Source organism: Enterococcus sp. DIV0970a (assembly GCF_051711265.1).
Lineage (GTDB): Bacteria > Bacillota > Bacilli > Lactobacillales > Enterococcaceae > Enterococcus_D > Enterococcus_D casseliflavus.
The window spans coordinates 1,860,977-1,887,500 of record NZ_JBIOMF010000001.1 but is presented as its reverse complement, the minus strand read 5'-3'; the positions used below and the strand labels follow the sequence as shown (position 1 = coordinate 1,887,500).

General features: G+C 41.0%; 25 protein-coding genes and 1 riboswitch (1 of these 26 only partly in view). Of the genes, 24 read left to right on the top strand and 1 reads right to left on the bottom strand.

The features are described 5' to 3' along the window. From IGK14_RS09090 to IGK14_RS09075, 4 genes are all read left to right on the top strand, one after another. Positions 1-776: the 3' portion of a hypothetical protein gene (locus IGK14_RS09090; protein WP_010748453.1), read on the top strand. It extends 136 nt beyond the left edge of the window; 776 of the gene's 912 nt are visible here — the last part of the coding sequence; its start codon lies beyond the left edge, outside the window; it ends in the stop codon at positions 774-776. Beyond that, positions 748-1,809, top strand: a complete 1,062-nt coding sequence (locus tag IGK14_RS09085; RefSeq protein ID WP_010748452.1) for a hypothetical protein — start codon at positions 748-750, stop codon at positions 1,807-1,809. The genes IGK14_RS09090 and IGK14_RS09085 overlap by 29 nt, the downstream gene beginning before the upstream one ends. 71 nt (positions 1,810-1,880) lie before the next feature. Further along, positions 1,881-2,888: a zinc-binding alcohol dehydrogenase family protein gene (locus IGK14_RS09080; RefSeq protein WP_438712089.1), complete on the top strand. Its 1,008-nt coding sequence runs from the start codon at positions 1,881-1,883 to the stop codon at positions 2,886-2,888. Next, positions 2,889-3,602: a methyltransferase domain-containing protein gene (locus tag IGK14_RS09075; RefSeq protein WP_010748450.1), complete on the top strand. Its 714-nt coding sequence runs from the start codon at positions 2,889-2,891 to the stop codon at positions 3,600-3,602. A gap of 132 nt (positions 3,603-3,734) precedes the next feature. Here the strand turns inward: IGK14_RS09075 and IGK14_RS09070 are convergent, their stop codons facing one another. Next, complete coding sequence (locus IGK14_RS09070) at positions 3,735-4,838, bottom strand: SLC13 family permease (RefSeq protein WP_010748449.1); 1,104 nt, start codon at positions 4,836-4,838, stop codon at positions 3,735-3,737. A gap of 162 nt (positions 4,839-5,000) precedes the next feature. On the opposite strand from IGK14_RS09070, the gene IGK14_RS09065 reads away from it, so the two are divergent. The 20 genes from IGK14_RS09065 to dat all read left to right on the top strand — a co-directional run bounded on the left by IGK14_RS09065 (position 5,001) and on the right by dat (position 26,463). Further along, positions 5,001-6,470, top strand: a complete 1,470-nt coding sequence (locus IGK14_RS09065; RefSeq protein WP_010748448.1) for a helix-turn-helix domain-containing protein — start codon at positions 5,001-5,003, stop codon at positions 6,468-6,470. Then, positions 6,467-7,831 (top strand): FAD-dependent oxidoreductase, encoded by a 1,365-nt coding sequence (locus IGK14_RS09060; RefSeq protein ID WP_005226235.1) that lies wholly within the window; start codon positions 6,467-6,469, stop codon positions 7,829-7,831. Before IGK14_RS09065 ends, IGK14_RS09060 begins: the two co-directional genes overlap by 4 nt. Before the next feature lie 637 nt (positions 7,832-8,468). Continuing rightward, on the top strand, positions 8,469-9,419 hold the full coding sequence (locus IGK14_RS09055; RefSeq protein WP_438712086.1) for an iron chelate uptake ABC transporter family permease subunit: 951 nt from the start codon (positions 8,469-8,471) through the stop codon (positions 9,417-9,419). Continuing rightward, positions 9,416-10,360, top strand: coding sequence for an iron chelate uptake ABC transporter family permease subunit (locus tag IGK14_RS09050; RefSeq protein ID WP_438712084.1), 945 nt, complete (start codon positions 9,416-9,418; stop codon positions 10,358-10,360). The genes IGK14_RS09055 and IGK14_RS09050 overlap by 4 nt, the downstream gene beginning before the upstream one ends. Further along, positions 10,357-11,115, top strand: coding sequence for an iron ABC transporter ATP-binding protein (locus IGK14_RS09045; protein ID WP_005226231.1), 759 nt, complete (start codon positions 10,357-10,359; stop codon positions 11,113-11,115). Before IGK14_RS09050 ends, IGK14_RS09045 begins: the two co-directional genes overlap by 4 nt. A gap of 24 nt (positions 11,116-11,139) precedes the next feature. Next, entirely contained in the window at positions 11,140-12,111 is a 972-nt protein-coding gene (locus tag IGK14_RS09040; RefSeq protein WP_010748446.1) for a siderophore ABC transporter substrate-binding protein, read from the top strand. Positions 12,112-12,300: 189 nt separating this feature from the next. After that, a complete protein-coding gene (locus tag IGK14_RS09035; protein ID WP_005226229.1) occupies positions 12,301-12,633 on the top strand; it encodes a PadR family transcriptional regulator in 333 nt (110 codons plus the stop codon). Continuing rightward, positions 12,630-13,589, top strand: a complete 960-nt coding sequence (locus IGK14_RS09030) for a permease prefix domain 1-containing protein (protein ID WP_010748445.1) — start codon at positions 12,630-12,632, stop codon at positions 13,587-13,589. Before IGK14_RS09035 ends, IGK14_RS09030 begins: the two co-directional genes overlap by 4 nt. Before the next feature lie 152 nt (positions 13,590-13,741). Then, complete coding sequence (locus IGK14_RS09025; protein ID WP_010748444.1) at positions 13,742-13,945, top strand: hypothetical protein; 204 nt, start codon at positions 13,742-13,744, stop codon at positions 13,943-13,945. 306 nt (positions 13,946-14,251) lie between these two features. Beyond that, positions 14,252-14,815 carry an alkyl hydroperoxide reductase subunit C gene (gene ahpC, locus IGK14_RS09020; protein ID WP_005226227.1) on the top strand — a complete coding sequence of 188 codons (564 nt, stop codon included), beginning with the start codon at positions 14,252-14,254 and terminating at the stop codon, positions 14,813-14,815. Positions 14,816-14,824: 9 nt separating this feature from the next. After that, positions 14,825-16,354, top strand: coding sequence for an alkyl hydroperoxide reductase subunit F (gene ahpF, locus IGK14_RS09015; protein ID WP_154694501.1), 1,530 nt, complete (start codon positions 14,825-14,827; stop codon positions 16,352-16,354). 348 nt (positions 16,355-16,702) lie between these two features. Continuing rightward, positions 16,703-18,598 carry an endonuclease MutS2 gene (locus tag IGK14_RS09010; protein WP_010748442.1) on the top strand — a complete coding sequence of 632 codons (1,896 nt, stop codon included), beginning with the start codon at positions 16,703-16,705 and terminating at the stop codon, positions 18,596-18,598. Between the two features lie 287 nt (positions 18,599-18,885). Continuing rightward, positions 18,886-19,061, top strand: a riboswitch (M-box (ykoK) riboswitch). A 126-nt stretch (positions 19,062-19,187) separates the two neighbouring features. Then, positions 19,188-20,342 (top strand): FtsW/RodA/SpoVE family cell cycle protein, encoded by a 1,155-nt coding sequence (locus IGK14_RS09005; RefSeq protein ID WP_074933644.1) that lies wholly within the window; start codon positions 19,188-19,190, stop codon positions 20,340-20,342. Further along, a complete protein-coding gene (locus IGK14_RS09000) occupies positions 20,320-21,513 on the top strand; it encodes an FtsW/RodA/SpoVE family cell cycle protein (protein ID WP_010748440.1) in 1,194 nt (397 codons plus the stop codon). Before IGK14_RS09005 ends, IGK14_RS09000 begins: the two co-directional genes overlap by 23 nt. Further along, on the top strand, positions 21,510-22,163 hold the full coding sequence (locus tag IGK14_RS08995) for a phosphatase PAP2 family protein (protein ID WP_010748439.1): 654 nt from the start codon (positions 21,510-21,512) through the stop codon (positions 22,161-22,163). Before IGK14_RS09000 ends, IGK14_RS08995 begins: the two co-directional genes overlap by 4 nt. Position 22,164: 1 nt before the next feature. Continuing rightward, entirely contained in the window at positions 22,165-23,088 is a 924-nt protein-coding gene (locus tag IGK14_RS08990; protein ID WP_010748438.1) for an LCP family glycopolymer transferase, read from the top strand. 211 nt (positions 23,089-23,299) lie between these two features. After that, positions 23,300-23,716 (top strand): GNAT family N-acetyltransferase, encoded by a 417-nt coding sequence (locus IGK14_RS08985; protein ID WP_438712079.1) that lies wholly within the window; start codon positions 23,300-23,302, stop codon positions 23,714-23,716. 76 nt (positions 23,717-23,792) lie between these two features. Continuing rightward, the gene (locus IGK14_RS08980; RefSeq protein ID WP_010748436.1) at positions 23,793-24,221 is read left to right on the top strand and encodes a hypothetical protein; all 429 of its coding nucleotides are present in this window, start codon (positions 23,793-23,795) and stop codon (positions 24,219-24,221) included. Positions 24,222-24,383: 162 nt separating this feature from the next. Continuing rightward, a complete protein-coding gene (locus IGK14_RS08975) occupies positions 24,384-25,484 on the top strand; it encodes an AI-2E family transporter (RefSeq protein WP_010748435.1) in 1,101 nt (366 codons plus the stop codon). Positions 25,485-25,605: 121 nt separating this feature from the next. After that, on the top strand, positions 25,606-26,463 hold the full coding sequence (gene dat, locus IGK14_RS08970) for a D-amino-acid transaminase (RefSeq protein ID WP_154694500.1): 858 nt from the start codon (positions 25,606-25,608) through the stop codon (positions 26,461-26,463). Positions 26,464-26,524: the final 61 nt, after the last annotated feature.

Sequence of the window (26,524 nt, the reverse complement as noted above, 5' to 3'; positions counted from 1 at the left end):
TGCAAGATTTTGAAGTAGCGATCGAAAAAGAGGATATTCCTGAAATTTATCGTATATATAATGGTCGATTGCATAAACAGATAAAAGAAACATCAAATCAAAATCATGAGATTGACGAATTACTATCAAGAAAGTTCCATGATAACTTCACCCAAACATTTCCTTTCATGATGCATTGTGCCAAAATATCTCCTACCGTGCATTACTATAAGTTAGGGACCTATTATCATGAGCGAGCGACGATTGGTATCGATGCGAGCATTCCAGAAATTTTTGTTATCCCTGAGATAGACGAAGAATGGGAGAAGTTTCAACGAGGCGATCGTGAGATGCTGACAGCCATCGAACAACAAATGGATAAGCTGGAAGCCAAACGGATCACTGCCCTATCAGAAGTAAAGGAAATCCAAAATCAGATCGATAAGCTTACGGCATCTGTAAATGAATTGAGTGAGTCAAAGGGCTTTTTCAATCGGACAAAAATCGATGAAGAACTAGAGCAGTTGACTTCTGAGCGAAAAGCATTAGAAGCCAAACGTCGGGAATGGGAAAGATATTCAAATAATGACGAAGAGGTTTTTGCTGAAAAAGAGCGTCTGCAACAGCAATACCAAACATTGCGCTTAAAGAAAGCAATCGTGGAAAAAGAATTCCGTCAAATTGATACCTTTTTTGGATCATTTGATGAATTTACGGCAAAAATAATGGCTTTCTTAGCTCACTATACTGGAAAGGAGCTGACTGAAGTTGACGAAAGAAACGCAGACGAATCCTGAGGAATCACAGCTGCTGGAGCAGGAACCGACTCTAGAGGTCCAAACAGAAGGAGTTAATGAAGTCGAGGAAAACGTATCAACAAATGCGACGGACTTAGTGAATGACGGTCCTTTAGTAGAAGATAGTGGAAATGTAGTGGATGATTCTTTTGATTCAGCAAAAGAAGAAACTGACTACGAAGATGATTATTATGCTGTAAAAGCGCAAGATCACCAACGAATCGAATCGCTTATTGAGCAAGCCGAAAACGAACTAGCTGATTTAAAATTGAGAAAATCAATTATGGAAGCTGATTTTTCTGGATTACTTGCTCATTACCGCCAGTTGATTTTAACAGATCAAGATATTTCGGTGATCGCCAAAAAGACATTGCTTGAATACTATGCCTATGAATTCTTGAAACCATTAAAAACGATTCATTTAACTGCTACTGATAACTATGACACATGGAAGACAAAGCATTTCAATGTCCGTTTTCGTTTAACAGAAACAAAGGAGCTCGAGTTTAGTTTCAAACTTAATCCAGTCAATTCTACGTATCAATCTAATTATTTGCCATTGTTGACTATCAATTCAAACTCCCAGTCGGTGGTTGTCAATGATGAACAGATATTGCATTTAATCAGTCAATGGCATGCGGAGAATATTTTCTCGGTCAATCAGCTTTCGCTCTTTAATTATGATGTCAACTTGGTATTGGCGCATTTAAAAGAATTAGGCTTTACGGTTTCACCAAGCTTGATCGACAATACCCAAACATTGGCTGTCGATATGGAGACGGACTTTGCTGTTGCAGCAGAAGTTCTCGATCAAATTTTCATTATTACAATGGAGAATCAGCAATATGATTTTATCACAGAAAACAAAGGCGAAATTCTTGTTTTACTTGATAAAAATCAACGATTGACGATCCATTTGTATACAGAGTCCACTTTACTAACGATTGATTCAGATCAATGGAAGCGATCCTTATTAGATTTCTTCACAAGCTATCCATTTTTGGTTCCGCTTGTCGTGGAAGGTGAAGAATAAATGTTCTAAATTCATTAAAAGTGCTAGAATGGTTTTTATAACTATTCAGCACTTTTTTTGGAAGGAGCAGTATGATGAAAAACAAAGCACTAGGTTTTTATGAAGGACGATCTTTAGATGAGTCAAATGTATTTATTGAAAAGGAAATTCCGGTACCCAATTGCCAAGCAAATGATTTATTGGTGGAAGTACAGGCAGTTTCGGTCAATCCAATCGATACAAAAAGACGGCAGATGACTGCTTTAAGTGAAGCGTTCCAGATCCAAGGGTATGACGCCGTTGGGATCGTTAAAGAAATCGGCTCAGCAGTTAATGGCTTTGCCGTTGGTGATCGGGTGTTTTATGCTGGAACCACACAACGACCTGGTGCGAATCAAAGGTTCCAAACAGTTGATTCTCGGATCGCAGCAAAGGCACCAGCCGGCTTTTCTGATGGCGATCTTGCAGCTATGCCATTAACGAGTATTACAGCGTGGGAATTGCTTTTTGAAAAATTTGGGTACGTGCCTGAAGAAAACGCGAATGAAGGATCGATTTTATTGGTCAATGCCAGCGGTGGTGTTGGCTCAATTGCGGCGCAACTAGCAAAATGGGCAGGATTGACAGTCTATGGCACTGCGAGTCCTAAGAACGATCAGTGGCTTAAAAACAATCAAGTGGATCAAGTACTTAATCATCGCTTGCCGTTAGCTGAACAAATCACTGAGCCTTTTTCAGCCGTTGCAATTTTTTATGACGCCTCGGCCTATTTGCCACAATTAACGAAAGCAATCTTGCCGTTTGGCAAAGTCGGAATGATCGTGAATACGAAAGAAGCGCTAGATTTAAATCCATATAAAAACCTCGGCATCGATTTTTATTGGGAGTATATGTTCGCAAAAACAGATGCTCAGTTGATGATTGAAACACAAGGGAGCATTTTGCAACGGATCGCCTCGTTACTCGCTGACAAAAAGATCCATACGACTGCGGTCCAAACGTTTGATGGAGGAATTACGATCGAGACCTTAAAGCTCGCTACAAAAGCGGTTGAGCAAGGAACAAAAGGAAAGACAGTGATCACTGGAGGCGTCCGCTAGATGGAAGAAGAGGAAGCGATGCTGTTTTGGGATGAATTTGCCCAAGAATATGCACAGATTCAAAGAGAATCTCAATTGAAAATTGCCGAAGAGGTAGCAGCTTTTTTGGTGGAGCAGAAAGTGTTCCCGATATCGGCCTTCGTTGACTTTGCTGCGGGGACTGGCCGCTACATTTCAGCATTTTATCCTTATGTAGATGAGTATTACGCAATTGATTTTTCAAAAGAAATGTTAAAAATCATTGAAGAAACGACGGAAGATCCGATGAACAAGCTCCATCTGGTTCAGCAGAGCCAAAAAGACTTTTTATCTGCAGACCAGCACTGGCCCTGTATTTTTATGGCAATGAATCCAGCAGTCAGAGACAAAGAAGCATTGCTTCAGTTTCAAAAAAAGGCCCATCAATTGATTATTCTAAGAATGATCGCAGAAGAAGAAAACGTGTTTCAGCCTTATGAAAAAAATCTTTCAGCGAAGAATGACCTGAACTTAAACACTTTGTACAAGAAGTGGTTTTCAGAAGAAGCGATCGATTGGCAGAGTCGGCAATTCGAGTATATTTTGAAGGAAGAGATCGATCAAGAAATATTTCATCTTTATTTTGAGGAGGAGTATTCATTGAAACAACGGCAACAAATGGTTCAACATGTCTTTGGTGAGGCATTGACTGTCGAAAGCCAAACGAAAATCACTTTTGAGCTTCTTTTAGCTTAAGTAAAATCACACAATGGGTATCAAAAAAACGAGATTCTGACATAAGATCAAGAAACAGGTACAGGAGCTAGGCTTCTTTTGGCTGCTGACTGGAAACATCTTATGCTGGAATCTCGTTTTACAGTGAATTTGCTACAATAGAAGGTATACGATGCTGCCTAATAACAGTAAAAAAACGATGTTGACGATAAAAAACAGCTTTTGAAACGTTCTCGCTTCTTTTGGTCTGGCTTGTTTCAATAATTTGTACCCAATCAAATTTGCCAAAGAAGCAATCAATGTACCCAAACCACCAACATTGACGCCCAAAAGAACGGCTTTTTCTAAATCGGTGAAAGGAGCAATCAAAATTGCTGCTGGAACGTTAGATATTCCTTGGGAGAGTAAAATACTACCTAAAAAAGCGCGATGCGTTTCTTGAAAATACGGTCGAATGTGATCGGTGACCAGAGATAGGTCTTGAATATTCCCGACGATCAAGAAGAAACAGAGAAAGGTAAGTAGTAACCGATAATCAACTTTTGCAAATAATCGTTTATTGCTAAACCAAACCACGGCTGCGACGACAAGCACGACGATTGAAATAGGGAGAACACTAAAAATACCAAGAATCATAAGGACAAATAATCCTGCATTAAGCAGCGCTGGCTTTTTTTCAAAGGGTTCTTCTTGCAGGGCGATTTCCAATGGAGTCTTTGGGATGAGCTGGATCGAAACAAGGAGTAATAGTAATGAAAGTCCCACAAAGGTGCCGGTAGTCCACATGAATTGTGGCAGCGAAATCTGATAGTAAGAAAATAAAAATAGATTTTGCGGATTTCCAAATGGAAACAGGCTGCTTCCTAAATTGGCTGCTACGATCAAATAGACAGCGCCTAATAAGACACTGGTGTGCTGTTGTTCTTTCCTCGTTAAGAGTAAATAGATGGGCAATAAAGTTAAGATAGCCACGTCATTTGTTAAAAACATCGAACTGAAGAAGCTTAGCAAGACGATTGCGCGGATCAAGTCACGCAGATTGCGACTTTTTTCCACTAATTTTTGTCCAAATGCTCGTAAAAGACCAGCTTCTTCTAACCCATTGATTACTAACATTAATCCAAACAGTGATAAAATCACTTTAAAGTCAATAAACGACCAACGGAAGGTGCCGAAAAAACACACAATAAGTGCTAGTAGCAGGGAAATCGAAAATAATCGATCCGTTCGAAAAAATGCTAACATTCGTTTTCCCATAGTTCACCACCTTTCTTCTCAAGAATTTTACCATTCCTATGCTTTAGGAACAATAAATAACGCTTTTTCCATCGAACTCAAAGACATTCAGGCAATTTTTATAGTTGACAAACGACTCATTAATTGGGAAATTAGTATGTGAAAGGTGAAGGAGGTTCAAGAATGAATGTGATGCAGCTGCTTGAAAAAAATCAGCAGGTACATTTTCAAATTTTGGCTGTTTTTTTTCAGAATGGCTCAGAAGTCTCTTATAAAAAACTTGCAAAAACGTTATCCATTTCCGCGCCCACTTTGCAAAAAGAACTTCAAAATCTTCATCAAAATTTAGCTGCTTTCCATGAAGACGCAGCTTTGATCTATTCAGAAAATGATCAAGTGCAATTGGTATTGCCTCTTGATTTTTCCCTGAAGCAATTTTTTTATGCGTATCTTTCAGAAGCAATCGATTTTCAGATATTGTCGTATTTGTTTTTTCATCGAGATGAGTCAACGACGAAAATGATGTTAGAACTGATGTTGAGTGAAGCTTCATTGTTTCGTCGATTCAAAGCGATCAATCAGTTATTGAAAGAATTCGACATCCAATTAAAAAATAAAAAATTGATTGGGGATGAAAAACAGATTCGCTTTTTCTATTATCAGTTTTTTTCACAAAGTTATCCCAATGAAGAATTGATCGCTCGCTTGAATGCACCAGCCATCAACAATTTGATTCGAGTCATTGAAAAACAGTTGCAGACAACGTTTAGTCAAGCAGAGCGTTGGAAAGTCGGGCTTTGGTTAGGCATTATGGAAGCCCGTTTTGATTATCGCGGCTCGCAACAGCATGAAGCCTCGTATCCATTGTTGAAGTCATTGGAAAATGAAGCGATGTTCCAGCTTTTGCGGAATATATTAGGGCGCTATCTCAGTCGTTTTGCCGTATCCTGGAGCGATTATGAAACGGTATATTTCTATTTATTTTTATTAGCTGAAGGCTTGATTCGCCCTTCACTGGATGACTCCTTGCAAAAATCACTTTTCTTCCAAGAGATCGATGCGTTAAATGGGGAGCTGCTGCAGGCCATTGGTGATAGTGAAAGAAAGACTACAGAAACTTCTACGGAATTACGCGTCTTCTTGACGAGTGTGACGATCCAAGCGTTGTATATTCATGGCGGCATTATTGCCTTTGCTGAATTTCAGCCGCAAAGTGTTGCGAATGAGAGCTTGATCGAAGTGGCACAGCAAGCAATCGAACAGTTGGAGAAAAACGTAAACCAGTCCTTTTCTCTTGAGAAAAAGCAGCATTTGACCAATGAATTGCTTTTGATCCGTCAATGGATTCAAGTAAAACAGGAAAAAGCATTTACGGTAGGGATTTTACTGACTCAATCACGATTACGCAGTGGCTTTTTACGGCGCTTTTTGATCAAAGAATTGGCTGGCTATCCGAATATTCACTTCGATGGGACGAAGGAGAAGGACTATGATCTATTGATCGTTGATCATTCTGAGATCTCGGAAGGCTATCGTTATAAAAAACGATTGATTTTAACAGGTGGTGCAACCCCATTTGAAGAAGAGCGGCTTCATCAAATCGTGGATGAAATACGAAATGAGAACCTTGAAAGCGAGTTGGAAAAGATATGAGAATAGTGATTATTGGAGGCTCTCATGCAGGAATTGCTGCTGCCCGTCATTTAAAAAAAGTTGACCCAAAAGTCGATGTGATAATTATAGAAAAATCAAGCGTTCTTGGTTATGTTGCCAGCAGTTTGAATTTAGTACTGGAAGGTTACATTCAGCGTTTGGAAGATTCCAAAACGGCAACTGCCAGTGAACTTCTTTCAGAAGGAATCAATGTGATGCTAAACAGTGAAGTCACAAAAATCTTTCCGCAAGAACAAACGGTTCATTTTGTCACATCAACGGAATCTTATCAGCAAGAAGATGAAGTGAGTTATGATGGCTTGATTTTGGCGATGGGATCGAGTACTTTCCGTTCGGAGTTTGCCTCAGATGTCGAAGCACATATAACGACCTACAAAACCATTGGTCAATCAAAGCAAGCATTAGAAAAAATCGAGAATGCCCAAACCGTTGCGATCGTCGGCGCTGGTCTGATCGGGTTTGAATTAGCGGAATCTTTAAGCGGACAACAAAAAGCCGTTCATTTGATCGATCGCATGGATACGCTGTTGTTCCGTTATTTTGATCATGAAATTGCCAAAATTTTGATGGAACGCTTTCCTAAAAATTTGCAGATCTATCTTAACAGCAATGTCGCTCATACGATCAAAAATGAGAAAGGCGATTATCAAGGAATTGAGCTGTCAAATGGAACGAAAATTCAAGCTGACGTGGTCGTTTATGCTGTCAATCCACGTCCAAATGTTGCGCTAGTAGAAGATTTTCTGAAATTAAATCTGGATGGCACGGTATCGACAAATGAGTATTTGCAAACGTCTGACCCAGCGATTTATGCAATTGGGGATCTTGTTTCGATCCCATTTAATCATTCGGATAGCTCCTTGTATATTCCTTTAGTAACAAATGCTTACCGCACCGGGATCGTTGCTGCCACCAATTTATTGGCAAATGAACGGGGAACAACGAAAATTCCTTTTCCAAAAATGCAACGGACCGTCGTCAGTAAATTGTTTGGCTATTTCGTCAGCAGTTCAGGTATTAATGAGACCGAGGCACCGTATTACGGCTTTGAAGTAGATTCAGTGACGCAAACATTTCATTCTCGGACATTTTTCGCGACAGATGAGGATTTTGAAGTAACGTTAAAACTGATTTTTGATCAGCAAACGAAAGTGATCATGGGGGGACAAATCATTACGAGTGATCGTGGAAGTTTGGAGATCATCAATACGATCTCAACCTTGATCAATAGCAAGACGACCTTGCACCAGTTAGCAACAATGGATTATTTTTTCAATCCAACCATCTCATTTCCACTGCACTTTTTGAATCAATTGGCCCTTGATGGCTTGTTAAAGTAAAATAGTAAGTCTTGATAAACCTGCGATGATCGCAGGTTTATTTTTTTGAATTGACGTTATTCGGAAGAAAATAGCGATGGCACGATGAAAGGTATCGCGTATTAAAAACAGGTGGGGTTGTGCTGAACTTCGATGCCAACTGGTATCGCTATCTTTTTGATGAAGAAACTCGTAAAATATGACGATGCTCATTTTATGACTGAACGATTTTCGGTAAAGGATTGTTATTGGCAGACGAATGTTCCTTGGATGGACACGTTAGCTCAACAGTACCCTTTATCTGAAAAGCTACACCCAGCTTGGGATGAGCATGTGTGAACTACACAGGGGTTTCAACAGATTGAAACGAATAAACGTGTGAATGATTTGTTATTGAATGAAACTCAGAAGTTGAATCTAACCTTCTCAAGTATTTATTTGATTAAAGCGATTAAATAGACTCCATTGAGAAAAAAAGACGTGCTCGCAGTCTTTTATAAGAGAAAAATATCACATAATCCCTTGCCTTCGCAGATTCGTTTTCACTGAAATTGCGTTGGTAAAGGGATTTTTTTAAAAAACTTCTTGTGATTTTAAGTGAAATACGGTACCCTATTAAAGAGAGTGAGAATCATTCTCAATAAGGAAGGGGCGGGGCATGTTGAAAAAAATCGGATTACTGCTGATCTTGATTCTTCTTGTGGGCTGTTCTTTACTGGTAGGTACCCATGAATTATCATTAAGTGGTTTACAGCAGGGTGATCCGAATCATTGGCTTGTTTTGGTAAAAGTTAGGCTCCCACGGACGATCAGTTTGATCATTGCAGGTGGAATCATTAGTTTATGTGGGAAAATCATGCAGCATATGATGCAAAATAAATTTGTGGCATCAGAGTCGATCGGGTTATCTGATAGTGCTCGTTTAGGAATTTTGCTAGTCATGCTTTTTCTGCCAAATGCTTCAAACTTGATTCGGACAACCGCAGCATTTGTGTTTGCTTATGCAGGTGTTTTGTTCTTTTTATTTTTAAGCCAATTTCTACCAAAGAAAGATCCAATGATGCTCCCTTTGACCGGGGTGATGTTCGGTAATATCATCGGTGCCATTAGCAGTTTCTTGGCCTATTGCTTCCAATTGGTTCAAAATGTCTCTTCTTGGCTTCAAGGAAACTTCGCTACTATTATGGCTGGCCAATATGAACTTTTGTATTTGACGATTCCAGTATTCGGTCTGTTGTATTTCCTAGCTTATGAGATCACGATTGCTGGTTTAGGAGAAAGTGCCGCCAAGAGTCTAGGGATCAATTATCTGTTTTTACGCTTTGCTGTGTTCGCTCTGGTGGCGTTTGCCAGTAGTGTCGTTTTATTGACCGTTGGACAAATCCCTTTTCTGGGGATCGTTATCCCAAATATGATCGGCATGGTGTTTGGGGATCATTTGAAGAATAATCTACTGCTGATCAGCTTTGCTGGAAGTGCATTTTTACTTTTATGTGATGTATTGGCACGCATCGTGATTGCTCCGTATGAGATGCCCGTAAGTGTGGTTGCCGGTGTACTAGGTGGTTGCTGCTTCTTGATTTTGCTGCTGGGGAGGAAGTTTCAATGAAGAAAAAACTCTTTCTTTTGTTCTTTCTGATCCTTTGTGCCGCTACTGCCTATCTGACCTATAACACCTATGGTAATTGGTCATTTGCTTTTGCATTGCGGGGCCGTCGGATCTTCGCCTTTGCTCTGGTGGCGATCGCAATTTCCTTTAGTACGATCACCTTACAGACTGTTACGAGCAATCGCTATTTAACACCAGGAATCTTAGGCTTGGATCAACTATATGTCCTGGTTCAGACCCTGTGTTTCTTTTTTATCGGCGGGATCCAGATGCTAAGCCAAGAAACAGCAGCGATGTTTTTATTCTCTGTCAGTCTGACTGCCATTCTAGGAAGTTTATTGATCGGTTTTTTCTATCAAAAAGCCGTCAACGGATTGTTTTTGTTGTTGATGGCTGGAATGGTATGCGGCACGATGTTCAGTAGTCTGAGCACGTTTTTGCAAGTCTTGATGGACCCGAATGAATATGGTTTACTGCAAGGACGCTTATTCGCTAGCTTTGGCAATATCAATACGCAACATCTCTTAATTGCTGCTGTGATCATTTTGATCGGTAGTAGCTGCCTGATTCTGTTGATTCCAGAATTGAATCTATTACATTTAGGAAGCGGGCAAGCCAAAAGTCTAGGCGTTCCTGTTCAATGGCTTCATAGAGGTATTTTATTTTTGATTGCGCTTCTGACAGGTACCGCTACGGCACTCGTAGGTCCAGCTGTTTTTCTCGGCTTTGTAGTGGCAACGATCACCTATCAGCTTTTTCCCACCTATCGCCATGGGTGGTTGTTTGCTGGTGGCAGCCTGATTGGTTTTCTCCTGTTAGTAGGAGGGCAGTTCTTAGTGGAACAAGTGTTTCAATGGCAAACGACCATTGGTACGGTGATTCAATTATTGGGTGGCGTCTTCTTTATAAGCAAATTGCTGCTGGAAAGGAAAAAATCATGATCGAAACAAAAAACGTATCCAAAAATTATGCGAAAACACAGGTGTTGACCGAGTGTTCTTTAGCATTACCTGAGCAGAAAATGATTGCCTTTATCGGGCCAAATGGTGCGGGAAAAAGCACCTTACTCTCCTTGGTCAGTCGGATGCTGGACCAGAGAACTGGTGATATTTATTTAGATGGAACTGAGATTCGCCAATGGAAATCCAAAGAGCTAGCCAAAAAAATGGCTTTTTTGCAACAAAGCAATCGCTATGCAGTCAATCTGACTGTAAGAGAACTGGTGGCATTTGGTCGCTATCCGTATAACCGCGGGCGACAATCGGCAGCGGATGATAGGATCATTGATGATTCTTTGGCTAAGCTATCCCTTACCGAATACGCCGATCAATCGATTCATGAGCTTTCTGGTGGTCAGCTACAACGAGTTTACTTGGCGATGATCTTGGCTCAAGATACAGATTATCTGCTGTTGGACGAACCGTTAAACAATCTAGATTTGAAGCACGCCAACCAGCTGATGAAGCTATTGACCACCTTGGTGGAAGACTATCAGAAAACCGTTGTGATCGTTTTGCACGACATTAATTTTGCCGCTCGCTACGCCGATCACATCGTTGCCATGAAAGACGGTCAGATTTTTAAAGCGGCCGACACTGAGGCTGTGATCCAGGAGCAAGTGTTGGCATCATTATATGAGATTCCAATCAAACTGGTACAAGTGGATGGTCGGCAATTTTGCTATACCTTCCAATAAAATGTATTTCTAAGGAGGAAAAAAATGAAAAAAATTGTAGTAAGCTTTATGAGTATTTTCGTATTAGCGGGGTTGACCGCATGCGGATCAAATAATACTGGTACAATCGAATCGACAGGGACACAGCAAAGCCAAACTGCTCAGAGTGAACAGACACCGACAGAGGTTGAAATCACTGATAGCAATGGAACTGTTACTGTTCCTTATGCACCAGAAAAAGTGGTGGTTTTTGACAATAGTGCCTTAGACACGATGGATGCGCTTGGCCTTGGGGATCGAATCGTTGCTGCTGCGACCAGCAATTTACCAGATTATTTATCAGCGTATGCAGATGTTGAATCAGCAGGGGGAATCAAAGAGCCTGATTTAGAAAAAATCAATCAACTGCAGCCAGACCTAATCATTATTTCTGGGCGACAACGTGATTTCCAAGAGGAATTGTCTGCAATCGCGCCAACCGTTTTCTTAAGCGTTGACAATAGTGATACTTGGGCATCGATCGAAGCCAACATTACGACCATTGGTCAAATTTTTGGTAAGGAAGAGGAAGCGCAAGAACAACTAGCATCGTTACAAGGTCAGATCGATACCTTGAAGGAGCAAGCGCAAAATGCTGACGAGAAAGCCTTGGTTGTTATGGTAAATGAAGGCAATCTTTCTGCTTTTGGGCCAGGTTCTCGTTACAGTATCTTGTATGATACGTTTGGTTTCCCTGCAGTAGATGAGGATTTAGAGGCGTCGACACATGGACAAAGTATTTCTTATGAGTACTTGCTTGAAAAAAATCCTGATATCATTTTCGTGATCGACCGGACAAAAGCGATCGGCGGCAATGAAAGTGAAAGTGAATTTGTTGCAAATGAAATCGTCCAAGAAACAAATGCTGGGCAAAACGATCAAGTCATTGAATTGGATGCTGCGGTTTGGTATTTAGCAGGTTCAGGCTTGGAGTCGATCCAACTAATGATGGACGATGTCAAACCAGCCGTTGAATAAATAGGTGAGAAAAGCAATCAAGTAATTAGGACACGCGTATCAGTTTACTGAGAATGCGTGTCCCTTTTTATTTTCCTATTTTCTAAGACCTACGACTGATTTTTGATAACTTTCCCTGCTTTACTTTACCTGTCGTAGTAATTGTTTTATAATTAGTACGACAGATGAAGTAATTTAGGAGGCGATTGCGTGATCTCGAGTGACGGAATTCGCGGCTATAACGACGCAATCATTTTATCCATTCTTTCCAATGAAGATTCTTATGGATATGAAATATCCAAGCGTATTCGCGAAGGAACAGATGCTTTATATGTGATCAAAGAAACGACATTGTATTCCGCTTTTACTCGGTTAGAAAAACAAGGATTGATCCGCTCATATCCTGGAGAAGTGACGCATGGCAAAAAGCGGACGTATTACCAGATAACTGCAGACGGAAGAGCAAGCCTTACGGAGAAACTATTGGAGTGGCAGCAGACAAAGATCGTCGTTGACCAGTTCTTACAAGGAGGAGACAAATGAAAACCATTCATGACTATCTAGACAGCTTATTTTTATCAGTACCCATCACACCGGAAACCGAAAAGGCGAAAGAAGACCTCTTAGCGATTATGGAAGACCACTACTTAGAACTGATTCACCAAGGGAAAAGCGAGCATGAAGCCATCGGTGCAGTAATCAGTGAGTTTGGTTCCGTAGATGAGCTGTTGCAAGAGTTAAATGTTTCAAAAGAAGAAGCGCCGATTGATGATTGGTCCGATGCCATCACAGAAGACGATGCGTTTGATTATTGGGGAACTGTGCGACACTTTGCTTTCTCGTTATCTATAGGAATCGGTTTTTGTATCGCATCCCTAGCAGCCTTGATGCTCTTTGTTAGTATATATGCTGAGACCTTTGGAATAATGGTGATGTTTCTTTTTATCGCCATCGGGGTCGGTTTTATTATCTCTAGCAGTTTGCACTTTTCCGGTGCTCGTAAACAGTTGGATGATCGACCAATCAAAAGAGATGCCAAACGAGAAGCCGCTCAGCAACTCGCAAATTATGAAAAAAGTTTTCGTATTGGTCTTGTTTTAGGAATTGGTGCCTGTATTTTATCAATTGCGCCTGTACTTTTAAGTGAAGTGTTTTATTATTCTGTTGAGTTTGGGATTTCCTTGTTTTTCTTGACGGTTGCAGCAGGTGTGTTCTTTATTATTTATGTAAGTATTATCCGTACAGGCTTTGCGAAGCTGGCAACTGAGACGTATTTTATTCGCGACGAAGACCATCCTGGGGATCGAGCAACACGTCATAAATATGGCGAATCCGCTGGTAGAGTTACCTTTTTTCGAACAGTCTACTGGCCAGTGATTTTGGTCGTTTACATGCTTTGGTCTTTCATGTTTCATGCATGGGCTTACTCTTGGGTCATTTTTGTTATTGGTGGTGTCTTAGAGGACTACTTTATCGGACATACGAAAGCTAAAAAATAGAAGACACTTCAATCGAGAGTGCTTTCTTTACTTTTAAAAAAAGGAAGATTATAATACGCCTTGTAACTGAACCAATCAAAATAGAACAGCGAGAAATATGGTTCTCTCAATGCTTTTTTAAAGTTCAGAATACAAGAAAAGAGGCAATGAATATGTTAGAAATTCATTATCTGAAAAATGGCAGCAAAGAAATAGCAACAGTCGAATCTCCGGAGCGCTTTCTCGCAAGTCAATACTTGGAAGTTCCACCTTTTCAAGACCATTACCCAGTCGAAGAAGTTTTTTTAGACGGTAAGCGGATTACATTGAGGGATCGAACGATCAGTGGATTGTTCAACTATTTAAATACTAAATAAAAAATTGCCTTTTTCTATGGCTCACTTTACTTGGTGAGGAATCATAGGAAGAGGCAATCTTTTTTATTTAATTGAGAATGAGAGGTGTAATTGAGAATCTAACAAGTAGGGAATTGAAATGGAAACGATTAGTCAAACTTACAACTATACTCTATTTGTATTGGATAGGAAATAAATATGCTCATTTCTGAGGAGGATAACATTTTTTTTGACTATTTCTGAATAAACTATTGCTTTTTATAGTTAGATATACTAATAATTAATAGAGATTATTCTCAAATAATTATTCTAATTGGAGGAAATGATATGTCATTAATTGGAAAAGAGATTGGTTCATTCGAAGCGAAAGCTTACCACAATGGAAAATTTATCGATGTTTCATCAGAAGATTTTAAAGGAAAATGGAACGTTGTTTGTTTTTACCCTGCAGATTTCTCATTTGTTTGTCCGACAGAGCTTGAAGATTTGCAAGATCAATATGCATCATTAAAAGAATTAGGCGCAGAAGTTTATTCTGTATCAACAGATACTCATTACACTCATAAAGCATGGCATGATCATTCTGATGCCATCAATAAAATCGAATATATCATGATTGCAGATCCTTCTCATGTGATCTCAGAGATCTTTGATGTACTAGATGAAGCTTCTGGGTTGTCTCAACGTGGAACATTCATCATCGATCCAGATGGCGTAGTCCAAACAGTTGAGATCAATGCGGACGGTATCGGTCGTGATGCTAGTGGCTTGATCGATAAAATCCGTGCTGCACAATATGTCCGTACTCATCCAGGTGAAGTATGTCCTGCAAAATGGAAAGAAGGCGAAGAAACTTTAACGCCAAGCTTAGACCTTGTAGGCAAGATTTAGGAGGCTCTCATGGCATTAGATAAGGCAATCAAAGACCAACTGACGCAGTATCTCGCGATGCTAGAATCAGAGGTTGTTTTTGCGGCAACTTTAGGTGAGGATGATTCTTCCACGAAAGTACGTGAATTCTTAGAAGAAATCGCAGAAATGTCGCCAAAAATCACTATCCAAGCTGTAGCAAGTGAACGGACACCAAGCTTTTCGATCAATCGTCCCGGTGAAGAAAGCGGCATCGCTTTTGCTGGTTTACCATTAGGACATGAGTTCACTTCGTTTATTTTAGCGTTGCTTCAAGTAAGCGGTCGTCCGCCGAAAATTGACGAAGCACTTCAAAAGCGCATCAAAGCGATCGATAAGCCATTACATTTTGAAACCTATGTCAGTTTGACCTGCCATAACTGTCCTGATGTTGTTCAAGCGTTAAATATCATGGCAGTGCTAAATCCTTCCATCAGTCACACCATGATCGAAGGTGGGATGTTCAAAGAAGAAATTGACAAGAAAAAAATTATGGCTGTGCCAACCGTCTTTTTAGACGGTGAAGAATTTGCAAGCGGCCGTCAAACGATCGAACAGTTGTTGGAAAAAGCAGCTGGTCCGACGAGTAAAGATGACTTTGCTGAAAAAGAGCTTTTCGATGTGTTAGTTGTCGGTGGCGGACCTGCAGGCGGAAGCGCAGCGATTTATGCAGCGCGTAAAGGCATCAATACTGGGATGGTCGTCGAAACAATGGGTGGACAAGTAATGGAAACCCTGGGGATCGAAAATATGATCGGTACTCCTTATACCGAAGGACCAAAATTAATGCGTCAGGTAGAAGAGCACATCAACGAATACAATGTAGACGTGATGAAAGGGCAGCGTGCGAAAGATATTCGTCGCAATGATGTCATCGAAGTTGAATTAGAAAATGGTGCAGTATTAAAAACCAAAACGGCCATTTTAGCAACTGGCGCTCGCTGGCGTAACATCAATGTTCCAGGAGAAAAAGAATTCAAAAATAAAGGTGTTGCCTATTGTCCACATTGTGACGGCCCGTTATTTGCTGGGAAAGAGGTTGCTGTCATTGGCGGCGGAAACTCTGGGATCGAAGCAGCGATCGATTTAGCTGGCATGGCAAAACACGTCTATGTTCTTGAATTTTTACCGGAACTAAAAGCGGACCTTGTGCTACAAAACCGTTTGAACACGTTAGAAAATGTGACTGTTATTACGAATGCGGCAACGAAGGAAATTGCTGGATCCGATCATGTCGAACAATTGACCTACGTTGATCGTGAAACGAGTGGTGAATTCACATTAGCTGTTGAGGGTGTCTTCATCTTGATTGGCTTGATGCCGAATACCGAATGGTTAAAAGATCGCATCGTTTTAAACGAACGCAATGAGATCGTCGTAGACAAACACGGCGCAACCAATATTGAAGGGGTCTTTGCAGCAGGGGATTGTACCGATAGTGTATACAAACAGATCATCACTTCAATGGGTTCAGGTGCGACTGCGGCATTAGGTGCCTTTGATCACCTGATTCGCTCGTAAGCGCCTTGCATCATTTAAAATCAAAAAACGTCTCAGGGGCTTCTAGGAGCTGCTGAGCGTTTTTTCTTTTTGTAAGGGCAGTTTGGGTGCAGTTGACAGAAGGACAGCTTCTATATTACAATGAAAAAAACTCGTTCAAAAAAGAAAGAGGTATATTGATGAGTGTCGTAGGTATCTAATCAGCCAATTAAAACAAATAAGCAAAAACAGACTGTTTATTTGTTGTGCCTGTAGATACCGATAAAAATCGTTATTGATGAATCAGGTGATGGGAGACTATCGCTTTTTTTGTACACTTTTTTGGACGGGGATCTGATCGGAATCCTCAGGCACAAGAAAGGATAACTCATGAAGATACCTCAAGCAACTGAATTTGAACAAATTAAAGAACAAGTAAGTAAAAAAATAATCAGCGATTACGGCAAAGCGCGCTTTGCGAATGAAAAACCAGCAGCGACGATCCACTCTGCCCAAAAACGAGTGACAGAGACCACTGAAGCGATGGCACTATTAGCTGCTGGTCGTCAAGTGCCTTTTATGGGGCTGCAGCATGTCTTACACCATACGGAGAAAATTGAAAAAGGGTTTGTTTTGGAACCACAGGAGCTTATCGAATATGGAGACTTTTTACGGTCTTTTCGAATCATCCGTCAATTGTTCGAAAAGAATCAATCGATTGCCCCAAGATTACATCAATATGCACAAGGTTTAGAAGACTTTTCTGAAATCGCCGAAATGATTTTCCAAAAGATTCGCAATGGTCAGGTTGATAGTAATGCCAGCCGAGAATTGCGGAAAATTCGCGGTACGATCGAAAAATATGAAGCTGATCTGAAAAAAGTTTTTGCAAAGTTTTTTAAGGAAAGTCGCTATTTACAAGAAAATCGTGTCATCAAAAAGAACGACCGATATACGTTACCTGTGCGTGCTGAATTTCAACAGCAATTTAACGGAACGATCATCGAACGTTCCAATAAACGAGCGACTGTCTTTATTGAACCGGAGGCAGCTGCCCGTTTAAATGATCGATTGATCTTGGCGCAAGCAGAAGAAACAGCCGCTCAATACCAAGTGTTGTCAGAGTTGACAGGGGCGATCGCCGAACAAATGAACGCCGTGTTTACCTGTCTTGACATTTTAGTTGTGCTGGATATTATTTTTGCTCGGGGAAAATATTGTCGAGAAATCAACGGGCAACCGATAACTATGACTGAGGAAGAAGTTTTGCTTCTTGATCAAGTCCGTCATCCTTTCCTGGGACGTGATGCGGTTCCTCTTTCTTTAAAACTTGGCGAAGAAAACCGCTGCATGGTCATCACGGGTCCCAATGCTGGAGGCAAGACCGTCGTCTTAAAAACCGTTGGACTTGTTTGCGCCATGGCTCATTATGGCTTATTTCCAGCGCACAATGGCAAAAGTACTGTTCCGTTTTTAAAAAGTCTTTGGATGGATATTGGCGATCAACAAAGTCTGGAAAATTCTTTAAGTACCTTCTCTGGACACATGTCGAACATTGCTCAGATTATGAAGAATGCTACCCGACACAGTATTGTTTTATTGGATGAAATCGGCAGCGGCACTGAGCCCAATGAAGGGGCTGCTTTGGCGATCGCCATCATGGAATCCATCTATCGCTCAGGAGCTTTAATGATCGCAACAACGCATTATGGTGAAATCAAGCAGTTTGCCGTCGATCATCAAGATTTCGAAACAGCGGCAATGGCTTTTGATGCCAAAACCTTGACACCAAAATATCGTTTGCTGACGAATGCAGTCGGTGATAGTAATGCGTTTTGGATTGCCGAGAAGATGGCGATCCCCGTTGACGTAGTCCAAACGGCCAAGGAATATTTAAAGCATAAAACCTATTCTTTTGAGAAGCAGCCTTTTGAAAAGGGGAAGAAACAACCCCCTCAACAAGAAGCCAAGATAGATTTTATTTTTCAAAAAGGAGACTTGGTCTTTTCAACAGAACATAACCAGCGCGGACTTTTTTATGAGTATTTGGAACAAGGACAAGCGAAAATTTCAATAGAGAAACAATTTTTTGTTGTTGCCGCACGTCGCTTGCAACTCCTCACAAAGCGAGAGGTGCTCTATCCCGCAGGTTATGATCTTGATCAGCTATTCGTTGAGTTTGCGCAGCGCAAGTTTACTCGAGATATTGAACGAGGATCTAAAAAAGCGCAGAAGCAGTTACGAAAAGCAGCGCAAGAACGGCAAACCAATCGACCAGTGGATTGATAAATCAAGAAAACTTTCAATCGATAGACCAAAATCAAGCAAGCAGTCCTTTTTCAGCACCTAGAAAAAGGACTGCTTTTTTAAAATGATCGTTTTTTTAATAACGTCCTTTATCGATGCCGTTCCTTTGTTTGGATGATTATTTTGGTTGTTTTTTCTTTATAGAGCAGAAAATATTCGAAATATCTAAATTCTTTAAGAAAAGTTAAAGAAAAATAAAAATAACAGAGAATTGGTTGTATCTTTATTCGAGGAAGGGTACCATTCATATTGGATTGAAAAATAACATATAACCTTGTTAGGTGAGGCTCCTATACAAACACAAGCTATTGCGCAGAAACGTCGAAAGACGCCAATGTGTAAAACAGGAATTGTCGGATTAAGGCTTTTCATAAAATAGCTAAGAGAGCAAATGACTTTCTTTACGTTGTATAGTGCTAAAACTCGGACGATGAGATTGCTGCTAAAGTCTGACGTCCTAAGAGAAGTGAGACTTTTTTGCTTTTCTTTCTGATGGATGACGAAGCTCATAGAGCAAAATAACTGGTACCGTCTGAACACCTACTCCAAGGCAAGAGGAGTGGAAGCAATGATAGAAAAAAAGAAGATCGATTGGCTGCTGATCATAGCTTATTTGCTATTGAGCCTTATCGGTCTTTTAATGATTTATAGTGCAAGTTCATACCGTTTATTAACGAGAGATCAACCACCAGCGTCGCTATTTATCCGTCAATTGGTCTTTTTGTTACTTAGCTGGGTTCTTTTATTCATTATTCAGCGGACGCGAAGAGAGATTTTGCTTAGCAAATACTTAGCGATCGGTCTGCTAGCATTTGGGATCTTTACCTTGCTCTTAGCTCGTTTGCCCTTTTTCGGTGTCTCTGTTAATGGGGCACAACGCTGGGTCTCGATCGCAGGGATTCAATTTCAACCATCAGAGATTGTGAATGTAGGGATGGTCTTGTACCTTGCTCATTACTTTCAAACTGCAAAAACCACCTTGCAGGAAATGAAACGTCCGCTTTTCGTTTTGTTTTTGTGCTGTGTGTTGATCCTGATTCAACCGAAAGTAGCCGGTGTGATGATTTTACTCTTTTTAGCATTTGTCATGATAACTACGGTACAAGTTCCCGTGAAGCTGACGGCTCTTTTATTTGGTGGCTTAGTGATCAGTCTATTCCTGGTTGCCCTGTTGATCATGTTTTTAGGTGACAATGATTTATTGCCCCACATGTTTATGCACGTATATAACCGAATTCGCTTAGTAGGCGATCCATTCTCCGACCCTTACAATCAGGGGTTCCAAATGATCCATTCTTACTATGCTTTATTTAATGGAGGGCTTACTGGTCTCGGTTTAGGAAACAGTATTACGAAAAAAGGCTTTTTACCAGTTGCGGAAACCGATTTTATTTTTTCCGTTTTAGTAGAAGAGCTTGGCTTGCTTTTCGGGATTTTTGTTATTGGCTTATTATTCGTAATCATCTTACGTTTATTTATTCGTTCCGCAGCTATTGAAAACCCTCAGATTGGGTTGATATTGCTAGGAACAAGTACATTACTTTTGTTGCAAACAAGTATCAATATAGCCAGTATTTTAGGGTTGATGCCGATGACGGGGGTACCGTTGCCATTTATCAGCTATGGTGGCTCCAGTTACTTTATTCTTTCATTTGCCTTTAGTATGTGCCTGAAATTAGAGCGAGAGGAGGGCAAACGAAATGAAGTTCCTCAAACGACATGATGCAAACTATGCCTTGCTGCTACCCGTTTTTCTACTTTTTTTGCTAAGCATTTGGGTCCAGCATCAAGCTTCTGTGATGGATGGCAATGATCCTTCTGAAATCGTTTTTCGACAGATCGTTTTTTGTGTTCTATCCGCCATCGCGCTCTTCGTTACAAGTTTGATCCCAACCAATTTGCTCTTACGCTTTTCGGGTCTTTTGTATGTATTGGCGCTAGGTTTGATGGCTTCTCTTCATTGGTTCTACGATCAAACGATGTTTGAGCAGACTTCTACCAAACGCTGGATCAGAATCGGCGACTTTACCATTCAGCCCTCAGAGTTTATGAAAGTGGCCTTTATGCTTTTTATGGTCTATCTCACCTTAGTGTATGAAAAGCGAAAAGCCGAACGGACCATTAAATCTGATTTGATCTACGTCACTAAGATCTTGCTTTATAGTATACCGACATTTCTATTGATGTTTATGCAACGGGACTTTGGTACGAGTTTAGTGTTTATTGTGATGTTAGGGGCTTTATTTATTATCTCGGGTGTTCATTGGAAAATTTTGACCGTAGTGATCGGTTTGATCGCAGCCCTCGGCGCTATTTTATTGCTACTCGTGTTTACGGAATGGGGCAATCGTGTCTTGTTTCGACTTCATTTCTCGCAGTATCAATTAGACCGAGTGCGAGCTTGGGCAGATCCCCTAGCGTACCAAGACTCTATCGCGTTCCAACAAGTTCGCAGTATGTGGGCGATTGGCTCAGGAGGCTTATTGGGAGCGCCTGACACCCATACGACAGTGTACGTGCCGGTTCGTGAATCAGATATGATTTTTACAGTTATTGGTGAAACCTATGGCTTTTTAGGAAGTACCTTAGTGATCTTCTTGTATTTTTATCTCATCTATCAAATCATCTTCGCTGCGTTAAAAACGAATAACAAGGCGTCGGTCTATATCGCCATCACGTACGTTTTTGGCTTAGTCTTTCAGATTTTTGAAAATATCGGCGCGGCGATTGGGTTGCTGCCATTAACGGGAATTCCTCTGCCATTCTTAAGCCAAGGAGGAACCTCGTTGATTGCGATCAGTATTGCGATGGGAATTATTTTCGGGTTAGAAAAATTCCCGACTAAAGCGAAGAAACGATCGTACGCATTAAAAGAAAGTAGGGGATTAACATGAGCAAGACAGCAAAACAAGGGGTGATAGGTGGACTGCTTTGTAGCTGTTTCGCATGGTTGTTTTTCCTTGTAGCATTAGAGCCGCAGTGGTTCCAAACGCTTGATACCCTGTTTTCCCACGTGCCTCAATGGCGGACGGCTACAGTAGAAGCGATTTTTGTTCCGCTTGCTAGCACGGCAACGATCGTCCCGATAGCAGCTATTCATTTTCTATTGGCAGCAATTTTGTTTTTTCGGAAGAAACGGATCGAGAGTTTTTGGTTGATGGGAAATATGATCATAATCAGTGGTGTTGGCCAAGTGATCAAGAAATTCGTTGATCGCCCAAGACCGGAGTTTGCTGACAGTATGGAACGGGCGTCCGCCAGTTTTCCAAGTGGCCATACACTATTAGCGACCACGCTAATTATTTCTCTCCTCTTTTTCTTCGCACAAACAGCGCCTGGCCAAAGAGGCAAACGTCCTATTAGCCAAAAACTAGCTATGTTTTTGGGATTGGTTTATTTACTGCTTATTATGATGAGCCGCTTGCTATTTGGGGTTCACTATCCTAGTGACTTGTTAGCGAGTATCTTGTTGGCAAGTGGAATCAGTTTTATCACATCTGCTTTTGTATTTTCGTTCAAAAAAAGTGTGCGTAGGGGGAAGTAAAATGAGTACAGCGAAAAAACTGATAATTGTCTTCTTAGTACTGTTGATGGGCATCGTATCCGCCGGAACCGCCTATGCTATTAGGGTGTATTTTCAAGTAGAGGATGTCGTGGAGTCTATCCATCGACCGATCGAAGGGCGAGAAGAGGCGGAGGTTATCGAAAACGCCGAGCCCTTAAGTCTTCTCTTGTTAGGGATCGCCAATGACTCTCGTCGCAAAACGGATTACCGGGCAAACACGATCATGGTAGCGACGTTGAATCCTGCTACACGCAAAACGACCCTCACAAGTATTCCTCGAGATGCTTATGTGGAGATCGTTGGGCAAGGCTATCAGGATAAGATCAATCATGCCCATTCATTCGGTGGCGCAAAAATGATGATCGAAACTGTCGAACAATACTTGGATATACCGATTCATCATTATTTCTCCTTAAACATGGATGGGATGGCAGATCTTGTCGATGCGATTGGTGGAATCACGGTTGAAAATGAGTTTGCTTTTACGGCAGAAAAAATCGATTATCCAGAGGGAACGCTCGAATTAGATGGCTGGGAGGCACTTCAATATACTCGTATGCGCAAAGATGACCCCGAAGGTGACTATGGACGCCAACGTCGTCAGCGAGAAGTGACAGAGATTTTGGCAAATGAATTAGTTTCTCTATCAAGCGTGATGCGGATTCAGGATCTGTTAACGATTATTGGGGAAAATGGTGAAACAGATTTAACGTTTTCTCAGATGAGTCAACTATTCACCCAATATCAATCGGCACTCGTTACTGTCGAATCTTACCAAATGGCGGGTACTGGGTTCACTGGCGATGGCTTTAGAGGTGAATACGGTATCTCTTATCAAGAAGTGTCGCCTGAAGAACAACAAGCGACGAGTCAGCGTTTAAAAAGCGAATTAATGCTTGATTAAGTAATCCTTAAGTTTAATTAGTAACAACACCACTTCCTCTTTGTTCCTCTAGTAAATCGTGATTAGAGTTGACAGCTGCTTTTCCTCAGGATACTCTTTAGTCAAGCAAAGCAATTCGGCTTGAAGGGTAGCAAGAGCCTGTTCGGAAAAGGACTGTTAACTCTTTATTTGTTGCTGCATCGTTTGGTTAAAAGTAACGAGGAGGAAAAGAATGACTATCATCTTTAAAGATCAATTACCAGAGGATTCAAATCAGATTCTCGCTTTATATAAATGTGTTGGCTGGGTCGCCTATACGAAAGAGTCAGAGCGACTATTAAACGGCCTAGCTCAGTCACAGGTGGTCACTGCCTATGTTGAAGAGCAGCTAGTCGGACTTATTCGATGTATAACCGATGGACAAACCATTCTTTATATTCAGGATCTATTAGTAGCGCCAGCGTTCCAACGTCAAAAAATTGGCCAGCGATTGCTCAAAAAAATGCTGGCGAGATATCCATCGATTCGACAAAAGGTTTTGATCACGGACAACACAGAGAAAACGCGCCGATTTTATGAGTCTTGCGGCTTTTCCTCTGTAGAAACACAGCAAATTGCAGCATTTATTTATTCACCTAAAAACGAGTGAATAGCCAGAAACCCCATAGCTAGTTGAAAATGGTCAATTTATTAACGGTTTTTTGTTTGATGAAGGAGTGGGAGAAATGAAGCTGCGATTTGCGTTATTTGTGTTAAGTTTAGTGATAGGTGTTGGCGCATGTGGAGGAAGCATGCTGGCGTTTATGAGTATTGAGCCATTAAGGAAAGGACAGTCATTTGCTGGGTTGGAATCGTCCATGCTCCAAGGAACGCCATTTACAACATTTTTGATTCCCGGGGTGTTTTTGCTAATTGTGTTAGGACTGGGCAATTTATTGGCAGCTATCCGATTGTGGCGCAACCAAGGGTATCATGGCGAATTGCTTTTAGGCATCTGTTTAATTATCTGGATCATTGTTCAAGTGATTTTATTAAGGGGCGGGAATGTTTTGCATCTGATTTTCTTAGTGTTAGGTTTACTCCAGCTCGGTGTGGCAGCTTACTGTATCAAACACTTGCAACTCTCGGTTCCTTTTTCTGCTCATCAAAATTGATTAGGCAGAAGGGTTTTATGGGGGAAATAATTAAATTACTCAAAAGTTTCCTATGTAAAACGTGGATTTTTGAAAAAATATTCGCAAAAGGATCATTCGCTTAAAAAATTATGATAAACTGAAAGAAGTGAACCTATTTTCTAGAATCAGGAGGATCAATTATTGGAGTTTCTTAAAAAATCAAAAATTTTTGCAGGTCTGGTGATCGTCTGCCTTTTAGGGATCGCCGTCTGGATCTATTCAAATATACTGTTTGTTTTTCGACCATTAGAAGCAATCTTTTCTAGTGTCTTTTTACCTGTACTGATATCCATTTTTATTTTTTATATCTTTTTGCCTTTCTTTAATTGGGTAAAAAGAAGGACGAAAAAGAAAAGCATTGCGCTGTATGCGACACTGTTGTTGATCGTTTTTGCAGCCTATTTGATCATTCAGGTGATTGGACCCGCATTAGCCTATGAGATGGGACGCTTTATCAATCAAATACCCGTTATCATCAATTTGGTGATCGATAACATCGATCATTCCTATTTGGAGGAACTTTTCGGTCCTTTCATTGATTCGATCGATATTTCGCAAGCGAGCAATTTCGCTTTGCAGTTTATTACAGGGGCAACGAATAGTCTGACGAGTTTGATCTCCATCGTTTCTCACTCAGCGATCGTCTTGTTTACGATCCCACTGCTCTTAGTCTATATGTTTAAAGACGGTGAGAAAGTGCCAGACTTTTTAGCAAACAAAACACCGAAAAAGTACCAAGGATTGATGCGTCAGTTATGCAGTGATTTCCACCAAGCAGCGTCTGCTTATATTGGCGGGAAATTGCTTGTATGTTCGTACGTTGCCGTTTCCAGTTATTTGATTTTTTCTTTGCTAGGTTTGCAGAATGCGTTGCTTTTAGGCCTGATTTGCGGTGTCTTGGATATCATCCCATACTTCGGACCATTTATTGGAGCGGCACCCGCATTTCTATTTGCTTTAAGTTTAGATATCCGGACTGCCATTTTATTGGTAGTGGGCATCACGATCATTCAATTGGGTGAATCGTATCTAGTTTCACCTCTGGTAATGAATAAAGTGTTGCATATCCATCCGATTATTGCGGTGTTCTTATTATTGATCGCCGGCAACTTGCTGGGATTTGTTGGTATGATCGTTGCACTTCCAGTGTATTCGATCATTATGGCGATGTCTGGCACGCTACTCCGTTTTTTCCAGGAACGCAAACTAGAACGTTCTGTGATCGATAAGGAGTCATTGTAACAATAAAACTTGCTGTTGAAGAAATCTTCATCAGCAAGTTTTTTGTTTTAGATGACACATAGCACGGTACAAAGACTCATGCTATACTGATTGAAACGAAAACGACGATAGGAGTGAGGAAATGAAGGTTTTGTGGAATGATCAGATCGTTGATCGAGAGGTAGTGAGAATTGATATCGAAGACCGTGGCTATCAGTATGGTGATGGGATCTATGAAGTTATCCGAATATATAATGGCCGCTGTTTTATGTTAGCGGAGCATATGGCTCGATTGGAAAGCAGTGCACAAAAAATTAAGCTAACGTTACCCTATTCGATTCCCCAATTGACTGAAAATCTAAAGTTACTCATTAAGACTGAAGGAATCACAGAAGGAGAAATCTATCTTCAGATCACCCGAGGAATCGCTTCTCCGAGAAATCACGAGTTTCCACCAGCTGGATCGGTCAAAGGGGTGGTGACGGCAAATGTGATCCCCTTTGAACGACCAGATGAAATGCAGCAAGCTGGGCTTTCGGCAACCGTCCTTCCTGATGAACGCTGGTTGCATTGTGATATCAAATCATTGAGTTTGTTAGGGAATCTTTTGGCGCTGGATCAAGCGATCGAAGCTGGTTTCGATGATGCGTTACTGCAACGAGATGGCTTTTTTACAGAAGCATCTGCATCCAATCTCTGGTTTGTCATTGATGGGATCGTCTATACTCATCCGGACGGGCGCTTGGTGTTACCGGGGATCACGAAAATGAAGGTCCTTCAGTTGTGTCGCCAATTAGAAATTCCCTATCGAGAAGAACCCGTCCCGATTGAGGCACTACGCGACACGCAAGAGTGTTTCTTGACCAACTCAGTTTGGGAAATCGTTCCGATCGTTGCCATTGATGGGAAACCCGTTGGCACTGGCGAATTGGGTTCAATCACGAAACAATTGCAAGCAGCGTATATCGCTGCCACAAAGAATAAAAGCGATTCATTGTGATTATGCAATAGAAACCACCTAAAAAAGCTTTGGCAACACCCAGTATTTTTAAGGCTGGGTG

Bases quoted from the DNA above. Each gene is read 5' to 3' on its own strand.
- IGK14_RS09080 (WP_438712089.1), top strand. From the start codon at position 1,881: ATGATGAAAAACAAAGCACTAGGTTTTTATGAAGGACGATCTTTAGAT.
- IGK14_RS09075 (WP_010748450.1), top strand. From the start codon at position 2,889: ATGGAAGAAGAGGAAGCGATGCTGTTTTGGGATGAATTTGCCCAAGAA.
- IGK14_RS09070 (WP_010748449.1), bottom strand. From the start codon at position 4,838: ATGGGAAAACGAATGTTAGCATTTTTTCGAACGGATCGATTATTTTCG.
- IGK14_RS09065 (WP_010748448.1), top strand. From the start codon at position 5,001: ATGAATGTGATGCAGCTGCTTGAAAAAAATCAGCAGGTACATTTTCAA.
- IGK14_RS09060 (WP_005226235.1), top strand. From the start codon at position 6,467: ATGAGAATAGTGATTATTGGAGGCTCTCATGCAGGAATTGCTGCTGCC.
- IGK14_RS09055 (WP_438712086.1), top strand. From the start codon at position 8,469: ATGTTGAAAAAAATCGGATTACTGCTGATCTTGATTCTTCTTGTGGGC.
- IGK14_RS09050 (WP_438712084.1), top strand. From the start codon at position 9,416: ATGAAGAAAAAACTCTTTCTTTTGTTCTTTCTGATCCTTTGTGCCGCT.
- IGK14_RS09045 (WP_005226231.1), top strand. From the start codon at position 10,357: ATGATCGAAACAAAAAACGTATCCAAAAATTATGCGAAAACACAGGTG.
- IGK14_RS09040 (WP_010748446.1), top strand. From the start codon at position 11,140: ATGAAAAAAATTGTAGTAAGCTTTATGAGTATTTTCGTATTAGCGGGG.
- IGK14_RS09030 (WP_010748445.1), top strand. From the start codon at position 12,630: ATGAAAACCATTCATGACTATCTAGACAGCTTATTTTTATCAGTACCC.
- IGK14_RS09025 (WP_010748444.1), top strand. From the start codon at position 13,742: ATGTTAGAAATTCATTATCTGAAAAATGGCAGCAAAGAAATAGCAACA.
- ahpC (WP_005226227.1), top strand. From the start codon at position 14,252: ATGTCATTAATTGGAAAAGAGATTGGTTCATTCGAAGCGAAAGCTTAC.
- ahpF (WP_154694501.1), top strand. From the start codon at position 14,825: ATGGCATTAGATAAGGCAATCAAAGACCAACTGACGCAGTATCTCGCG.
- IGK14_RS09010 (WP_010748442.1), top strand. From the start codon at position 16,703: ATGAAGATACCTCAAGCAACTGAATTTGAACAAATTAAAGAACAAGTA.
- IGK14_RS09005 (WP_074933644.1), top strand. From the start codon at position 19,188: ATGATAGAAAAAAAGAAGATCGATTGGCTGCTGATCATAGCTTATTTG.
- IGK14_RS09000 (WP_010748440.1), top strand. From the start codon at position 20,320: ATGAAGTTCCTCAAACGACATGATGCAAACTATGCCTTGCTGCTACCC.
- IGK14_RS08995 (WP_010748439.1), top strand. From the start codon at position 21,510: ATGAGCAAGACAGCAAAACAAGGGGTGATAGGTGGACTGCTTTGTAGC.
- IGK14_RS08990 (WP_010748438.1), top strand. From the start codon at position 22,165: ATGAGTACAGCGAAAAAACTGATAATTGTCTTCTTAGTACTGTTGATG.
- IGK14_RS08985 (WP_438712079.1), top strand. From the start codon at position 23,300: ATGACTATCATCTTTAAAGATCAATTACCAGAGGATTCAAATCAGATT.
- IGK14_RS08980 (WP_010748436.1), top strand. From the start codon at position 23,793: ATGAAGCTGCGATTTGCGTTATTTGTGTTAAGTTTAGTGATAGGTGTT.
- dat (WP_154694500.1), top strand. From the start codon at position 25,606: ATGAAGGTTTTGTGGAATGATCAGATCGTTGATCGAGAGGTAGTGAGA.